14 protein-coding genes and 2 tRNA genes are annotated in these 15,199 nt (G+C 31.2%); 4 read left to right on the top strand and 12 right to left on the bottom strand.

Annotated elements, in window-relative coordinates; genetic code table 11:
• The first annotated feature begins 74 nt into the window (after window positions 1-74).
• Complete coding sequence (locus WHD07_RS15220) at window positions 75-1,871, top strand: acyl-CoA dehydrogenase family protein (protein WP_343329080.1); 1,797 nt, start codon at window positions 75-77, stop codon at window positions 1,869-1,871.
• Window positions 1,872-2,101: 230 nt separating this feature from the next.
• Complete coding sequence (locus tag WHD07_RS15215) at window positions 2,102-2,917, top strand: 5'-nucleotidase, lipoprotein e(P4) family (RefSeq protein ID WP_343329079.1); 816 nt, start codon at window positions 2,102-2,104, stop codon at window positions 2,915-2,917.
• 88 nt (window positions 2,918-3,005) lie between these two features.
• Here WHD07_RS15215 and WHD07_RS15210 read toward each other — a convergent pair whose 3' ends face one another.
• Window positions 3,006-3,779, bottom strand: a complete 774-nt coding sequence (locus tag WHD07_RS15210) for a sigma-70 family RNA polymerase sigma factor (protein ID WP_343329078.1) — start codon at window positions 3,777-3,779, stop codon at window positions 3,006-3,008.
• A 233-nt stretch (window positions 3,780-4,012) separates the two neighbouring features.
• Here WHD07_RS15210 and WHD07_RS15205 point away from each other — a divergent pair, with 233 nt between their 5' ends.
• Window positions 4,013-4,459: a KTSC domain-containing protein gene (locus WHD07_RS15205; protein WP_105047605.1), complete on the top strand. Its 447-nt coding sequence runs from the start codon at window positions 4,013-4,015 to the stop codon at window positions 4,457-4,459.
• A gap of 77 nt (window positions 4,460-4,536) precedes the next feature.
• On the opposite strand, the gene trxB is transcribed toward WHD07_RS15205, so the two are convergent.
• Window positions 4,537-5,484, bottom strand: coding sequence for a thioredoxin-disulfide reductase (gene trxB, locus WHD07_RS15200; protein WP_105047604.1), 948 nt, complete (start codon window positions 5,482-5,484; stop codon window positions 4,537-4,539).
• Window positions 5,485-5,675: 191 nt separating this feature from the next.
• Here trxB and WHD07_RS15195 point away from each other — a divergent pair.
• Window positions 5,676-5,750: transfer RNA gene (locus WHD07_RS15195), tRNA-Pro, on the top strand.
• Window positions 5,751-6,138: 388 nt separating this feature from the next.
• On the opposite strand, the gene WHD07_RS15190 is transcribed toward WHD07_RS15195, so the two are convergent.
• The 10 genes from WHD07_RS15190 to WHD07_RS15145 form a co-directional block, all read right to left on the bottom strand.
• Complete coding sequence (locus tag WHD07_RS15190) at window positions 6,139-7,128, bottom strand: ISAon1 family transposase (protein WP_343331017.1); 990 nt, start codon at window positions 7,126-7,128, stop codon at window positions 6,139-6,141.
• Window positions 7,115-7,465 (bottom strand): ISAon1 family transposase N-terminal region protein, encoded by a 351-nt coding sequence (locus WHD07_RS15185; RefSeq protein WP_343329009.1) that lies wholly within the window; start codon window positions 7,463-7,465, stop codon window positions 7,115-7,117. Before WHD07_RS15185 ends, WHD07_RS15190 begins: the two co-directional genes overlap by 14 nt.
• Window positions 7,466-7,721: 256 nt before the next feature.
• Window positions 7,722-7,799: transfer RNA gene (locus tag WHD07_RS15180), tRNA-Val, on the bottom strand.
• Window positions 7,800-7,857: 58 nt separating this feature from the next.
• Window positions 7,858-9,066, bottom strand: coding sequence for a folylpolyglutamate synthase/dihydrofolate synthase family protein (locus tag WHD07_RS15175; protein WP_343329077.1), 1,209 nt, complete (start codon window positions 9,064-9,066; stop codon window positions 7,858-7,860).
• 17 nt (window positions 9,067-9,083) lie between these two features.
• Window positions 9,084-9,971 (bottom strand): energy transducer TonB, encoded by an 888-nt coding sequence (locus WHD07_RS15170; RefSeq protein ID WP_343329076.1) that lies wholly within the window; start codon window positions 9,969-9,971, stop codon window positions 9,084-9,086.
• A gap of 21 nt (window positions 9,972-9,992) precedes the next feature.
• Window positions 9,993-10,385, bottom strand: a complete 393-nt coding sequence (locus tag WHD07_RS15165) for a biopolymer transporter ExbD (RefSeq protein ID WP_343329075.1) — start codon at window positions 10,383-10,385, stop codon at window positions 9,993-9,995.
• Between the two features lie 88 nt (window positions 10,386-10,473).
• Window positions 10,474-11,163: a MotA/TolQ/ExbB proton channel family protein gene (locus WHD07_RS15160; RefSeq protein ID WP_343329074.1), complete on the bottom strand. Its 690-nt coding sequence runs from the start codon at window positions 11,161-11,163 to the stop codon at window positions 10,474-10,476.
• Between the two features lie 146 nt (window positions 11,164-11,309).
• Window positions 11,310-12,707, bottom strand: coding sequence for a sodium:proton antiporter NhaD (gene nhaD, locus WHD07_RS15155; protein ID WP_343329073.1), 1,398 nt, complete (start codon window positions 12,705-12,707; stop codon window positions 11,310-11,312).
• Between the two features lie 22 nt (window positions 12,708-12,729).
• The gene (locus tag WHD07_RS15150; protein WP_343329072.1) at window positions 12,730-13,956 is read right to left on the bottom strand and encodes a Glu/Leu/Phe/Val dehydrogenase dimerization domain-containing protein; all 1,227 of its coding nucleotides are present in this window, start codon (window positions 13,954-13,956) and stop codon (window positions 12,730-12,732) included.
• 172 nt (window positions 13,957-14,128) lie between these two features.
• Window positions 14,129-15,196, bottom strand: coding sequence for an anhydro-N-acetylmuramic acid kinase (locus WHD07_RS15145; RefSeq protein ID WP_343329071.1), 1,068 nt, complete (start codon window positions 15,194-15,196; stop codon window positions 14,129-14,131).
• Between the last annotated feature and the right edge of the window lie 3 nt (window positions 15,197-15,199).

Below are 15,199 nucleotides of genomic sequence, written 5' to 3'. Positions count from 1 at the left end.
AATTTCAGAATTGCCAACAAAAGCAGTCTATTTTTATATTCTTTCTTCTATAACCTAATAAAACAATTAACAAAATGGCAGAATTATTAAGAGGTGGTCAATTTCTTGTAAAAGAAACAAACTGTGAAGATATATTTACTCCAGAAGATTTTTCTGAAGAGCAACAAATGATGAAAGAAGCTGTGATGGAATTTAATGATCGAGAGATCATTCCTCACAAAGCTCGTTTTGAAGCAAAAGATTATGCACTTACAGAAGAGGTAATGCGTAAAGCCGGTGAATTAGGATTTTTAGGAGTAGCAGTTCCTGAAGCTTATGGTGGTTTAGGAATGGGATTTGTTTCTACATTATTAACTTGTGATTATATTTCTAGTGGAACAGGTTCTTTTAGTACGGCATTTGGTGCACATACCGGAATAGGTACAATGCCAATTACGTTATATGGAACCGAAGAACAAAAACAAAAATATGTTCCTAAATTGGCTACTGGAGAATGGTTTGGTGCCTATTGTTTAACGGAACCAGGTGCTGGTTCTGATGCAAATTCAGGAAAAACTACCGCAGAATTATCTGCTGATGGAAAATCATACAAAATTAACGGTCAAAAAATGTGGATTTCAAACGCAGGTTTTTGTAAATTAATGATTGTTTTTGCTCGTATAGAAGGTGATAAAAACATAACTGGTTTTATTGTAGAGTTTGATAAAGAAAATCCAAACGGAATTACCTTAGGTGAAGAAGAACATAAATTAGGAATTAGAGCATCATCAACTAGACAAGTATTTTTTAACGACACCATTGTTCCTGCAGAAAATATGTTAGCGGGTCGTGGCGAAGGTTTTAAAATTGCCATGAACGCCTTAAATGTTGGTCGTATTAAATTAGCGGGTGCATGTTTAGATTCTCAACGTAGAATTATTTCTCATGCCGTAAATTATGCAAACGAACGTAAACAATTTAAAACTCCTATTTCAGATTTTGGAGCAATTAAAGTAAAACTAGCTGAAATGGCTACCAATGCTTATGTTGGTGAATCTGCAACTTATAGATCTGCAAAAGATATCGAAGATAGAATTGCGTTAAGAGTGGCTGCAGGAAATACACATCAAGAAGCAGAATTAAAAGGTGTAGAAGAATATGCTATTGAATGTTCTATCTTAAAAGTAGCAGTTTCTGAAGATGTACAAAACTGTGCTGATGAAGGAATTCAGATTTTTGGTGGAATGGGATTCTCTGAAGAAACTCCTATGGAATCGGCTTGGAGAGATGCAAGAATTGCTCGTATCTATGAAGGTACCAATGAAATTAACAGAATGCTTTCTGTAGGTATGTTAATTAAAAAAGCAATGAAAGGACATGTAGATTTATTAGGCCCTGCAACAGAAGTTGCAAACAGTTTAATGGGTATTCCTTCTTTTGAAACACCAGATTTTTCTGAACTTTTTTCTGAAGAAAAATTAATGATTTCTAAATTAAAGAAAACATTTTTAATGGTTGCAGGTGCAGCACTTCAAAAATATGGTCCAGAAATAGAGAAACATCAACAGTTATTAATTGCTGCCTCAGATATTTTAATTGAAATCTATATGGCAGAATCTGCTATCTTAAGAACAGAAAAAAATGTAAAACGTACTAGTGAAGCAGCACAATCTGTACAGATTGCAATGTCTAAACTATACTTATATCATGCAGTAGATATTATTGAAGAAAAAGGTAAAGAAAGTATTATTTCTTTTGCCGAAGGTGATGAGCAACGTATGATGTTAATGGGCTTAAAACGTTTTACTAAATACCAAAACTATCCAGATATCGTAGATTTACGTAACGAAATAGCAGAAAAAGTAAAAGCAGAAAATAAATACTGCTTCTAAAACCTCTTGATGTCAAATTGAGTTTGTTAAAGTTTTCATATTCTTTTTCAAGCTCAACTGACAATCATATAAATATTAAAAAATTAATCTTTTTTACTTAGATTAAAATTAGTTGTTTGTTATAAAACCATCATTTAATATGATGGTTTTTTTATGCTTAAATTCTTAGTAAAATAATTAAATTAGATTAATTTTGATATCCTTTAGTCTTGCATAAAAAATATTCCATAATGAAAAATAAAATTATTATTTCTCTTTTTACAGTTTTTATCTTTTTAGGATGTAAAACTCAAATTACAACTATAAAACAAAAAAACATACGTAAAACACCTCTTCAAGAGCATGCTATTCAAGCCGTATTATGGCAACAAAATGCATCAGAATATAAAGCACTCACTTATCAAGCATACAATTTAGCACAATTGCAATTAGATAAAATTATTGCTAAAAATAATGCACAAAAACCAATGGCTATTGTTACCGATATAGATGAAACTGTGCTAGATAATAGTCCGTATAGTGGTAAACAAATTGAACTAAACGAAAATTACACCTCTTTACGTTGGGCAGAATGGGTAAAAAAAGAAAATGCAAAAGCCATACCTGGAGCTGTAGCTTTTTTTAATTATGCGCAAAGCAAAAATATTGAAGTTTTTTATATTTCTAATAGGGATGCTAAACAAACAAAAGAAACTATTAAAAATTTAAAATTAAGAGGATTTCCTTTTGCTGATGAGACGCATGTACTTTTAAAAACAAATAGTAGCGAAAAAGGAACCAGAAGAAATATTGTTGAAAAAACACATGAAATCGTATTACTTTTAGGAGACAACTTATCAGACTTTTCTTCAATATTCGAAAACAGTTCTACTATAAAAAGAAATAACAATGCAGATAACTTAAAAGCTTCTTTTGGTACCAAATTTATTGTGTTACCAAACCCAATGTACGGAGACTGGGAAACAAAAGGTATTTTTGAAGGTAAATACAATTGGTCTAATGCCCAAAAAGATTCTATCCGCAGAAAAAAAATCACTTCTTATTAAGTTGATGTTTTTATCAAATATCTAAAAAGTGATTTTACATTATATTGGATATATAGTAATCTTTATCATATAGAAAATAAGAGACACACTATTTATCTACCGAGTATCTATTAAATAAACTTCTTTGAATTACTTTTTTAGCATCGCTTAAAAGTTTTTCAATTTCAGGTATTGTTTTCTTTTGTATTTCTGCAATTTCATCGACTCTTAACTTCTGGTTTGTAAATAAATAAAATGCAATACGCATTGCAGAAGGCATTTTATGTAAAACCAAATCAATATGTTCATTAATTTTATCTTCTCCTATTTTTTTATCCAACTTATCTGCCAACACTTTTTCATTATCTTCTACAAAAACATGGTCTAAACTATAATCGTTATGGTTGTAAGACAAATCATCTAATTCTTCAATCATTAATAAATCTCCTCCTCCATCTGTGCTAAACTTCTCTTGCATTTCATTCCATTCTGGCTTAGAATAATCATCAATGTTTTTAAAAAACAATTCGTTAAATTCTTCTTCAACAATTACATCTTCTAATAGTTCATTCGTTTTTTTAAACAACCACAAATAGAAATCATTTTCATTTTTAACCTCTTCTATATTATCATAAATAGTAATAAAAAGTTGATCTATAATATCATCAGCTTTGTATTTCATTTTAGAAAAATGACCTTTTTTAATTGCTGAAATAAATCTTTGGTTTACATATTTTCGAATTTCTGGTAAAATTTTTAACACCAATTCATTAAAAGAAACCTGATTCTCTTCTTTTTTAAGTTTTACTAAACTAGAAAATGATTTGGTTACAAATAGGCGAAATTCATTTTTGTTTTGGTAATAAGAAATGCTCGTTTTCATAATAAAATGATTTAGATATCTTTAAAGGTGCAAATTAAAAATGAGTTGTAAAATGATAATAATCAGCAAACAGCTGATTTTTAAAAATATTTAGAAATGAATTTTAAGTTTAAAAACAAAAAAGTAGTACCTGAATAAAATGTAGAAAAAAATGAATTTACAATTAATAAAAAATTACTGCATCATAATCAATTTAATATCAGTACTTTTGCACGCAATTTGAAAACACACGAATGAAACGTATTAAAGAATATAAAAAACTTTTTAAAGTAGAAGGCCCTATCGATTTAAAAGATTTAAAAAAGGCTTATAGAGGTTTAGTAAAGGAATGGCATCCAGACAAGTTTACTGATGAGGCTAAAAAAGAAGAAGCAGATGTTATGAGTACTCAAATTATTGATGGGTACCATTTCTTGGTTAGTATAGCACCAGAGACTAAAGAAGCTAATTTAGAGGCTTATAAAAAAACAATAACAGAATTTCAGGTTGCAGATTGGCACCATAAAAGCATGTTATTAGAAGTTACTTTTACAGACGGAAACAAATACGAATACTTTGGTGTTAGTAAAATACTTTTCGGAAAATTTGTAAACGCAAAATCTATGAACAATTTTGGTAAAAGAAATATTTTTAATTCTTTTACTTATAGAAAATCTATGAAAGCTTCTGCTACAGTTTAAGAACTTTCTTTAAATGATAAAAAAAAGAGATTACAAATTAATGTAATCTCTTTTTTTATGCTCTAATTTAAGTAAACTTATTCTAAAGCTCCTAAATAACGTTCTGCGTCTAAAGCAGCCATACAACCTGTACCTGCCGCTGTAACAGCTTGTCTGTATTCTTTATCTTGAATATCGCCTGCTGCAAAAACTCCTGGTAAATTTGTTTTTGTAGATTTTCCTTTGGTAATTAAATACCCTGTTTCATCCATATCTAAAACTCCTTTAAATAAATCTGAATTTGGCTTATGACCAATAGCAATAAAAACACCTGTTACAGCAATATCTGTAGTTTCTTTTGTTTGATTATTGATAGCCCTTACACCTTCTACAACATTAGATCCTAAAACCTCATCTATTTCTGTATTGTAAAGTACTTCAATATTTTTTGTTTTATTTACTCTATGCTGCATCGCTTTAGAAGCTCTCATAAAGTCTTTACGCACTAAAATTGTTACTTTACTACAAATGTTTGATAAATAAGTAGCCTCTTCTGCTGCTGTATCTCCTGCTCCAACAACTACAACATCTTGTCCTTTATAGAAAAACCCATCACAAGTTGCACATGCAGAAACTCCACCACCAATTAAACGTTGTTCACTTTCTAATCCTAAGTACTTTGCGGTTGCTCCTGTACAAATAATAATAGTTTCTGCTTCGATATGTTTAGACTCATCCACAATAACTTTATGAATTCCGCCAACTTTATCACTTAAATCTACACTAGTTACTAACCCAAAACGAACATCTGTACCAAAACGTTCTGCTTGTTTTTGTAAATCTCCCATCATTGCAGTACCATCGGTACCCTCTGGATATCCTGGAAAATTATCAACTTCTGTTGTAGTTGTTAACTGACCTCCCATTTGCATCCCTGTATACATCACAGGCTTCATGTCTGCTCTTGCTGCATAAATTGCTGCTGTATAACCGGCAGGACCAGAACCTATAATTAAACATTTAATTTTTTCTATTGTATCTGACATAATATTCCGTATCGAATTTAGAAGTGTAAAAGTATCATTTTTTGATACTTATAAAAGCGAATGTTTATAAATTTTATTAATAGAAACATAAAAAGATATAATTAATTAATTTTTGCAAAAAAAACATAAAAAAACAATTGCTATTTACAAAAAGAGTGTATCTTTGCAGTCCTTAAATGAATGATCATTTTCGGGGTGTAGCGTAGCCCGGTCATCGCGCCTCGTTTGGGACGAGGAGGTCGCAGGTTCGAATCCTGCCACCCCGACAAAAAGCTGAATATTTTTTAAAATATTCAGCTTTTTTAGTTTACAATAAATTTTTACTCCACAAAAAAAACACTAAAACACTACTTTCTTTTTTAATAAATAAACAGAAATAGGATGGATCAACACAAAAAGTTGTGGAGTAAATTAAAAAGTATGAACTTTGCTTTCTAATAAACCTCTATTTTGGATACTTCAATTGAACTAACAAAACTATTATTACCAGAAATTCTTGTTGACTATTTTAAACTGACTAAACACGAAGTTAAAAATGGAGAACTTCATTTCCATTTCACAGAATTAAATACGATTCCTGAAGAATTTAAAGCTCTTAAATTAAGTTCTAAAGGCTTTTTTCGGATCAAGTCAAAAAGTTGTGGGATTTAAGGATTACGCAAAAATTGTACTAAGTCTGAATAAGAAAAAATCTACATTCCTGACACCTCTAAATTGTGCTCTAAAGGCTTTAATTTTAGCATTGAATGATTCTGCTGATGCATTGGTACTTCGATTATCAAAATAGTTTAAGATGTTTTTATAATGTATTGACATCGTTCTGGCTATAGTGTTGAAGCTTTTAAACTGTGCCTGTCTTACTTTTTCATCCCATTTAGCAAGTCTTATAAGTGCTGATGTTTTATCTGTAGTGTTATTGAATATCCTAGTCAGATTTTGGCATAACTTGTATGCTTTCTCTATATCCGGATATTTTTCAAACAGTATTTCTGCTCTTATAGATTGAATTTGAGTCCATTTACGACTTGATTTATATAATAGATATCTGCTTCTAGCTAATAGTTGTTTGAGTGTATCTCCATTAGGTAATAGTTTTGGGTTGTATTTTAAAGATTTACTTCTGGCGTTTTCAATGGCATCATTCTCAGTATCAATCGCTTCCCATCGATGTTTAATTCTTATTTCTTGCAGTGCATCTAAGGCTAATTTTTGCACATGAAAACGGTCTATTACTAAGGCAGCGTTTGGAAAGGATTTCTTGACTATAAGCCCCATATTTCCCGCCATATCCAAGGTTACTTCCATAACTTTCTTCCTGTGTTTTAAAGGAATTTTATGAAGTATTTTTATGACAACTTCAGCTTTAGTTCCTTTGATCATGGCTACTATTGCGCCTTTCTTTCCTTTAGCTAATTTATTTGTTATTATGGTATATAAATCACCGTTAGAAAAGGCAGTTTCATCAAGTGATAAGTGAGTCCCTAAATTCTTTGCAAACAATAACCAATCTGTTGCGTGCTTCTGTTGATCCCAAGCTTTAAAATCACTTAAATAATCCTTATACTGTCTTTGTAAACTTCTGGGATTTACCCCGTAGAAATTAGCTACAGTACTAGCGCTAGTAGCGTTATTACTGACTGATATCTTTTAAAAAAGCAGCAAATTCACTAGTTATTCTAGTGCCTTTTGCTACTAATTGCCAATTTCTTGTAACTACTTTTTTAGAATTTTCTTCAACCCAACGTCGTCTAATAACATGTAGAAAAACGTTTTTACCACGTATTGGAAAATCTTGCACCGTAGCCTCTGGGAAAAAGCCTTTAGAGCTTAATTTAAGGGGTTTAAATTCTTCTGGAATTGTATTTAATTCTGTAAAATAGAAATGAAGTTCTCCATTTTTAACTTCGTGTTTCGTTAATTTAAAATAGTCAACAAGAATTTCTGGTAATAATAGTTTTGTTAGTTCAATTGAAGTATCCAAAATAGAGGTTTATTAGAAAGCAAAGTTCATGCTTTTTAATTTACTCCACAACTTTTTGACTTGACCCCTAAAACACTACTTTCTTTTTTAATAAATAAACAGAAATAGGATTTAGTAACAACATCTCAAAAATACTTTCTATTTACAAAAACCCCACAACTTTTTGACTTGATCCCGTATTGATCTCAAAAATATTTAAGAGAGCTACATTCTTAAAAACAAAAAATCCTTTACATAAATGTAAAGGATTTTACTTTGGTGGGCAATGAGGGATTCGAACCCCCGACCCTCTCGGTGTAAACGAGATGCTCTGAACCAACTGAGCTAATTGCCCTAAGCGGTTGCAAATATACAACACATTTTAAATTTACCAAAAAAAATAGAACCTTTTTTTAAATAATTTCTGCTACCACAAAAGTACTTCCGCCAACATAGATGATATCTCCCTGATTAGCTTCTAGTAACGCTTTTTTATAAGCAATTTCTACCGAAGAATATTTTTCTCCTATCAAACCAAATTCTTTCGATTTTTCTTGTAAAACAGCCTCACACATACCTCTGGGAATATTTGGCTTGCAAAAATAATACGCTTCTTCTTTTGGAAAAAGTGGTAATACCTCTTCTAACTTCTTATCAGAAACTACTCCTAAAACAAAATGTATTTTTTTAAAGGATTCTTTTTTTAATTGATTAAGCACAATACTTAATCCGTCTTTATTATGTGCCGTATCACAAATTACTTTTGGGCTCTCTTGTAAAATCTGCCATCTACCTTTTAGATTGGTGTTTTTTACAACATTCAGCAACCCTTTTTCAATATTTTCTGTAGATATAGAAAAACCAGTTAACTTCTTAATAGCAGCAACGGCTGTTTTTGTGTTTTTTTGCTGATAATCTCCCAACAAATCCGTCTTATAGCTTTTATTATCATCCGAAGCAAAATAAATAGGCGCATTGCATTCATCCGCTTTAGCGATAAAAACACTTTTTACGGCTTCTTGCTCTTCCCCTATTATAACAGGAATCTTACCCTTAATAATACCTGCCTTTTCAAAAGCTATTTCAGGTAACGTTTCTCCTAAAAACTGTGTATGGTCTAAACCGATGTTTGTAATTACAGAAACTTCTGGGGTAATAATATTTGTAGAATCTAATCTCCCTCCTAAGCCAACTTCAACAATAGCAATATCTACTTTTTCTTCAGCAAAATAATCAAAAGCCAAACCCACTGTCATTTCAAAAAAAGACAGTCTTTGTTTTTCTAAAAAATCTTTATGTTGTTCTATAAAGGATGAAACTTTCTTTTCGGAAATTTCGACTCCATTAATTTTAATTCTTTCTGTAAAGTTTTTTAAATGAGGAGATGTATACAAGCCCACTTTATAACCGGCTTCTTGCAAAATAGAAGCCAACATATGGCTTGTAGATCCTTTACCATTGGTACCACCAACATGCATTGATGTAAACTTTTTTTCTGGAAAATCTAACTCTTTAGAAAGTACTAAAGTGTTGGTTAAGTCTTTTTTGAATGCTGTTTTACCTTCTCTTTGGTACATCGGTAATTGTGCAAACATCCAATCTAATGTTTGTTGATAATTCATACGACAAAAATACGTGATTATTTAGACAAAGAAAACTTATAAATAATAGTTCCTACTTGGTTTGCAGGTGCTTTTTCATCTGGATTCCATTTGGTTCTTAAGGCTGCTTCTTTTGCTGCTTTTAGTAAACAAGAAGCCGTATTTGTACTTCCTTTATAACCTGGTTTTGCAAAAATTACTTTTCCGTTTTTATCTACCTGAATCTGTACAACAACCGTACCTTCTTCTTGACAATCGGGTTGTACTTTTGACGTAATCATTACTTTTCTACCTGCTAAGTTATAATCGCCACCAGAACCACTTCCTGTATTTCCATAATATTTAGAGGAGCTTGGATCTCCATCTACTTTTCCCTTTACTCCGGGTTTGTCATCATCTCCTTCTCCCTGAGGCTTTCCGTCGGAAGCATTCCCGTTTAATAAATTATTTAAAGCGTCTTGGGTTGCTTTTGAAGGTTTAGGCTTTGGTTTCTCTTTAGGAACTTCTTTTTTAACCTCCTTCTTTACTACTTTTTTAACTTCTTTTTTCTTTTCTACAACCTTTTTAACAAGTTCTTTTTTTACCTCTTTTACTTTTTCTACAACAGGTACATCTTTAACTGTTTCTTCTGTTATAAGATCTTCTTTAACAATTTCTTTCGGCGTTTCTTTTACTTCTTCTTCAACAACTTCCTCTTCTACAACCTTTTGTTCTTCTACTTCTTTTGGGGCAGAAATTTTCTTAGTATCCTCCACAGGTTTACCGCTTCCTACCTCTGAAGTTCCAAAATTAATTGCCACTCCATATTCTTCTGGCGGGTCTAAATAATGCATTCCGTAGTTAAAAATCCCGAAGATTAAAAGCAGCAGAATAACCGCTGTAATTACAGCAGATTTACGTTTGTATGTGGTATCTAATATTTGCATTTATATTGTGTGCTAGAAAACTTATTTCCCTTTTACAGCCAAAATCATTTTTAATTTGTTCTTATTAGCAATGTCAATTACTTGCATTACATTTTTATAAGGCACATCTTTATCTCCTCTAATTATAATGGTTTTCTTTTTATCTGCACCAACACTTTTTAATATTTCATTTTCTAAATTAGAGGCACTTACTTTTGTTTTATCTACATAAAACAAAGATTCACTTGTTATAGATACTGCCACAGATTTGTTATTTTCTGTTTTACCACCTGCTTTTGGCAACAAAACATCAATAGCACTTACTGTTACTAAAGTTGATGTAAGCATAAAAAATATCAACAATAAAAAAACAATATCTGTCATTGACGACATATTGAATGTTGGGTCTACTTTATTTCTTCCTCGTAAATTCATACTTTGTATTCAAAATTTAAAATTCAATATTCAAAAAATTAAGGTTCATTGTAAAACTTTAAACCAAAAACTTTAAACCTTGAACTTTTTATACTGGTTCGTTTAATAAATCTAAAAACTCAACAGATTTTGCCTCCATTTGATACACCACCTTATCGGTTCTTACTACTAAATGATTGTAAGTTATGTACGCTATAATACCTACAATTAAACCAGCAACGGTGGTTGTCATTGCGGTATACAAACCATCAGAAAGTAATTTTATATCTATTTGACCACCTGCATTTGCAATTTCATGTATCGCTACAATCATACCTATTACAGTCCCTAAAAAACCAATCATGGGTGCTGCACCTGCAATAGTTGCCAAAACACTTACATTTTTTTCTAGTTGATACACTTCTAATTTTCCTGCTGTTTCAATGGCTTTATTTATATCGTCTAAAGGCTTTCCTATTCTAGAAATTCCTTTACCAATTAACCTTGCTGTTGGTGTATTTTTACTTTTACAAAGTGCATCTGCAGATTCTAATTTTCCGTTAGAAACAAAATCTTTAATTTGATTCATAAAGTTTTCATCTATTTTTGATGCCGCTTTTATTGCAAAAAAACGTTCAAAATAAATATATAAACCAACAGTCAACAATACAAATAGAATTGCTATTATTATTTGGCCTCCTAAGCCACCATCCATAATTAAGTTATAGATAGAAAGTGTTTTTTCTTCTGAAACAGCTTCTTCTAAAATTTCTTTATTCTCTTGAAAAAATGACAACATTTAATTCTCTTTTTAAGTTCTAATTAAGTAACGACTATTCCTTTTTTAAATTGTTTCAATAGAAAAGAATAGATTTTTCTTTATATCAAAAAAAATGCCATTCCGTGTGAAAACAAAATGACATTTCTATATTTATTTCTTATCAATTAAAAAAGTGTTCTTGTAATCATAAAAGTAGCTGAACCTACTAAAAACCCAGTTAACGCTAACCAAGATATTTTTTTAAAGTACCAGAAAAAATCTATTTTTTCCATTCCCATTGCCACAACTCCTGCTGCAGAACCAATAATTAACATAGATCCTCCTGTACCTGCAGAAAATGCAATAAAGTGCCATAATTCATTATCTATTGGCTCAGAAAACATACCTAAACTAGCAGCTACTAAAGGCACATTATCTATCACTGCAGAACCTACACCTAATAACAATACTACTAAATCAGATACACCTGTAACACCTGGCACATGTATTTCTGTTCCCATCATTGGCACTGTATCTTGTAATGTTGATGCAAAATCATATAAAATACCTAAAGATTCTAACGCTGCAACTGCCATTAATATCCCTAAGAAAAATAAAATACTTGGCATTTCTATTTTAGACAAAGAATGATGTACAGGACTGTGGTGCGCACCTGCTTCTGCCTCATTATCATAATCTGTTAAAGAAAATTTAGATCTACTATAAATTTCTGCAAAAGTAGCAACAATTGCTAAAGACAACATCATACCAACATAAGGAGGTAAGTGAGTTATGGTTTTAAAAATTGGCACAAAAACAATAGCACCTAATCCTAAATATAACATTCTTGCACTATGCTGACTTTTTGGCTTATCTACTTCTTCCTCAAAATCTATTTCACCTTTAAAGGCTGGTAAAAAAGAGGCTATAAAAGTTGGTACTGCCATACATAAAAATGATGGTAACAATAAATATTCTACTAATTTTAAGGTAGTTACTTTTTTACCAATCCAAAGCATTGTTGTAGTAACATCTCCAATAGGAGACCAAGCACCACCTGCATTTGCAGCAATAATAATTAAACCTGCAAACCAAATTCTTTCATCTCTATTTTTAACAATTTTCTGTAAAATAGAAATTAATACAATTGTAGCAGTTAAGTTATCTATAATTGCAGATAAAACAAAAGCAAGGATAGAAAAAATCCATAAAATTTTAGACTTCTTTTTTGTCTTTACATAAGTTTTTATTGTAGAAAAACCATCGAAATAATCAATAATTTCTACAATAGTCATAGCTCCTAAAAGGAAAACTAAAATTTCTGCTGTTTTACCTAAGTGATGTAATAAGGTTTCTTCTACCATGTGTAATTTTTCTACATGATCAAAAGAAGCAAATCCATCTACCAAACTATGTTTACTAGAGTCAAACCATTGTGTAAAATTATCTACCCCAAGTGCTACTAATGCCCAACAAAACGCCATCATTATTAGGGCTGGGATTAATTTATCTAATTTTAAATTATGCTCTAAGGTAATGGCTAAATACCCCATTACAAATACAATAATAATTACTGACTCCATTTTAGTTACTTGTTTATTTAATTTATATCAATTCTTTAAGCGCTATTTCAAACGCTGTTTCACTTATTTTTGTTTTTGATGCACTTCTAGCAAAGGTTCTTTGCAATGCTCTTTTTATTGTATTTGATGTGTCTTCAAAAATTGCTTCGTCTGTCATTTCTACTCTTCTTTCCATAAAATAGGCAAAAACTCTTGCCATTCCGCAATTGGAAATAAAATCAGGTATTAGACTCACTTTTTTATCCGTATCTTCCATTATCGACCCAAAGAAAATTTCTTTATCAGCAAAAGGCACATTTGCTCCACAAGAAATTACTTCTAAACCTGTTTCAATCATTTGGTTAATTTGCTCTTGTTTAATTAACCTAGAAGCCGCACAAGGTGCAAAAACTTCACAAGACAAACTCCAAATTCGCTCATTAATTTCTTTAAAAGGAATCATGTTTTCTGCAACCAATGTATTACCATTTTTATGTAAAAACATTTTTTTTATTTCCTCAAAAGAAAAACCATCTTCATTTATAACACCACCTTCTCTATCTATAATCCCTACAACTTTAGCACCCATTTGCGCTAAATAATAAGCTGCTGCAGATCCTACATTTCCAAAACCCTGTACAATTGCTCTTTTACCAACAATGGTTCCTCCATAGATATCATAATAATGACGTGCAGCTTCTGCAACACCAAAACCAGTTATCATATCGGCAACTGTAAATTTAACCGAAATATCAGGAGAATATTTTTTGCTTTCTATGACTTTTATCACGCCATGTCTCAATTGCCCTATTCTGTTAATTTTATCAGCTTCAGTTGGTTTAAAATGACCATTAAACACCCCTTCTTGAGGATGCCAAACACCAACATCTTCTGTCATTGGTATTACTTCATGAATCTCATCTACATTTAAATCACCACCTGTACCGTAATAATTTTTTAATAACGGAGACACTGCTTTATACCAACGCTCTAACACTCCTTTTTTTCGAGGATCATTCGGATTAAAATTTATCCCAGATTTTGCACCTCCTATAGCGGGCCCAGAAACGGTAAATTTAACCTCCATTGTTTTCGCTAAAGACAGAACTTCATTCATATCTAAACCCTCTCTCATTCTTGTACCACCTCCTGCGGCACCTCCTCTTAATGAGTTTATTACTGTCCAACCTTCTGCTTCTGTTTCAGAATCTTTCCAATTAAAAACTATTTCCGGCTGCTTATTCTCGTATATCTTTAATAATTCTTTCATAATAAAATTTTATATAAATTAACTTTTCTTTTTGCTTTTTCAAACAATTTTAATTTGCTATTAAAATCCCCTTCAGGGGAAAAGTTAAAGTTGATTCATTAAATTTTATTTAGATTTTTATTAAGTTCATACCCTACAAACTTACAGTAAAAAAATGATTGTTCAAATATTTTTATTTTCTATTCGGATAAAAAATTTCGCCTGAAGAATGATTTTTACTAGCACCTGTTACAGACTTTAAACAATTTACCTTTCCATCACTTCGTAAAAGCCCTAAAAACGCAAAAATAAGCGCTTCTTTAAAGTCAATTATTTTACTACTTGTTAACGTAATTTTAATATGAGCATAAAAAGTTATTCTTTCTAGTAAAAAGGAATTAAAAACACCTCCACCTGTTATTAACACCGAATTGCTACCTGCAATTACACTACCTATTTGCATGGCAATATGCTCTACAAAAGTTCTTAATATCGATGAAACATTTGTTTCTAATTGATCTATTAATGGAAAAACAATTTCTTGCACCCACTCTAACCCTAAAGATTTTGGTGGTGCTTTTGTATAAAACGAAAGTGCATTTAATTTTTCTAAAAGCTCTTTATTAATTTTTCCTTTTGATGCAATTTTTCCAGATTCATCATAATCTACACCTAATTTATTGGCATAAAAATTTAAAACAATATTTACCGGACAAATATCGTATGCAATTCTCCTACCCTTTTTATGAAAAGATATATTAGAAAAGCCTCCTAAATTTAAACAAAACTCATAATCAGAAAACAACAATTCATCACCAATTGGCACTAAAGGAGCTCCTTGACCACCTAACTGCACATCTTGCGTTCTAAAATCGCAAATAACCTTTAGATTGGTTGCATTTGCAATGGTTTGCCCATCTCCTACCTGAAGCGTAACTCCGTCTTGTGGTTGATGTAAAACCGTATGACCATGAGACGCTATAAAATCGACATTCTCAATATTAAATTTATCAATAAAACCGTTAAGCACCTCTCCCAACAGTTTGCCATATGCAATATCTAAACTTTTTAAAGCATCCGAAGAAAAAGTAATTGCATTCTGCAAAGTAGACTTCCATTTTTCTGAATAAGCAACCGTTTCCGAATGTAAAATATCAAAATCTTGATATCTATTTTTATCAAACTTCACATACACCAAATCAATTCCGTCTAGAGATGTACCAGACATTAAACCTATTACAAAAACACTACCTATATTCATATA

It is taken from the genome of Polaribacter staleyi (assembly GCF_038024045.1).
GTDB classification, from domain to species: Bacteria; Bacteroidota; Bacteroidia; order Flavobacteriales; family Flavobacteriaceae; genus Polaribacter; species Polaribacter butkevichii.
The sequence above is the reverse complement of the archived record's forward strand: the minus strand, read 5'-3'. Positions and strand labels throughout refer to the sequence as shown.

Coding starts and splice junctions, on each gene's coding strand:
- WHD07_RS15220 (WP_343329080.1), top strand. CDS start 75: ATGGCAGAATTATTAAGAGGTGGTCAATTTCTTGTAAAAGAAACAAAC.
- WHD07_RS15215 (WP_343329079.1), top strand. CDS start 2,102: ATGAAAAATAAAATTATTATTTCTCTTTTTACAGTTTTTATCTTTTTA.
- WHD07_RS15210 (WP_343329078.1), bottom strand. CDS start 3,779: ATGAAAACGAGCATTTCTTATTACCAAAACAAAAATGAATTTCGCCTA.
- WHD07_RS15205 (WP_105047605.1), top strand. CDS start 4,013: ATGAAACGTATTAAAGAATATAAAAAACTTTTTAAAGTAGAAGGCCCT.
- trxB (WP_105047604.1), bottom strand. CDS start 5,484: ATGTCAGATACAATAGAAAAAATTAAATGTTTAATTATAGGTTCTGGT.
- WHD07_RS15175 (WP_343329077.1), bottom strand. CDS start 9,066: ATGAATTATCAACAAACATTAGATTGGATGTTTGCACAATTACCGATG.
- WHD07_RS15170 (WP_343329076.1), bottom strand. CDS start 9,971: ATGCAAATATTAGATACCACATACAAACGTAAATCTGCTGTAATTACA.
- WHD07_RS15165 (WP_343329075.1), bottom strand. CDS start 10,385: ATGAATTTACGAGGAAGAAATAAAGTAGACCCAACATTCAATATGTCG.
- WHD07_RS15160 (WP_343329074.1), bottom strand. CDS start 11,163: ATGTTGTCATTTTTTCAAGAGAATAAAGAAATTTTAGAAGAAGCTGTT.
- nhaD (WP_343329073.1), bottom strand. CDS start 12,707: ATGGAGTCAGTAATTATTATTGTATTTGTAATGGGGTATTTAGCCATT.
- WHD07_RS15150 (WP_343329072.1), bottom strand. CDS start 13,956: ATGAAAGAATTATTAAAGATATACGAGAATAAGCAGCCGGAAATAGTT.
- WHD07_RS15145 (WP_343329071.1), bottom strand. CDS start 15,196: ATGAATATAGGTAGTGTTTTTGTAATAGGTTTAATGTCTGGTACATCT.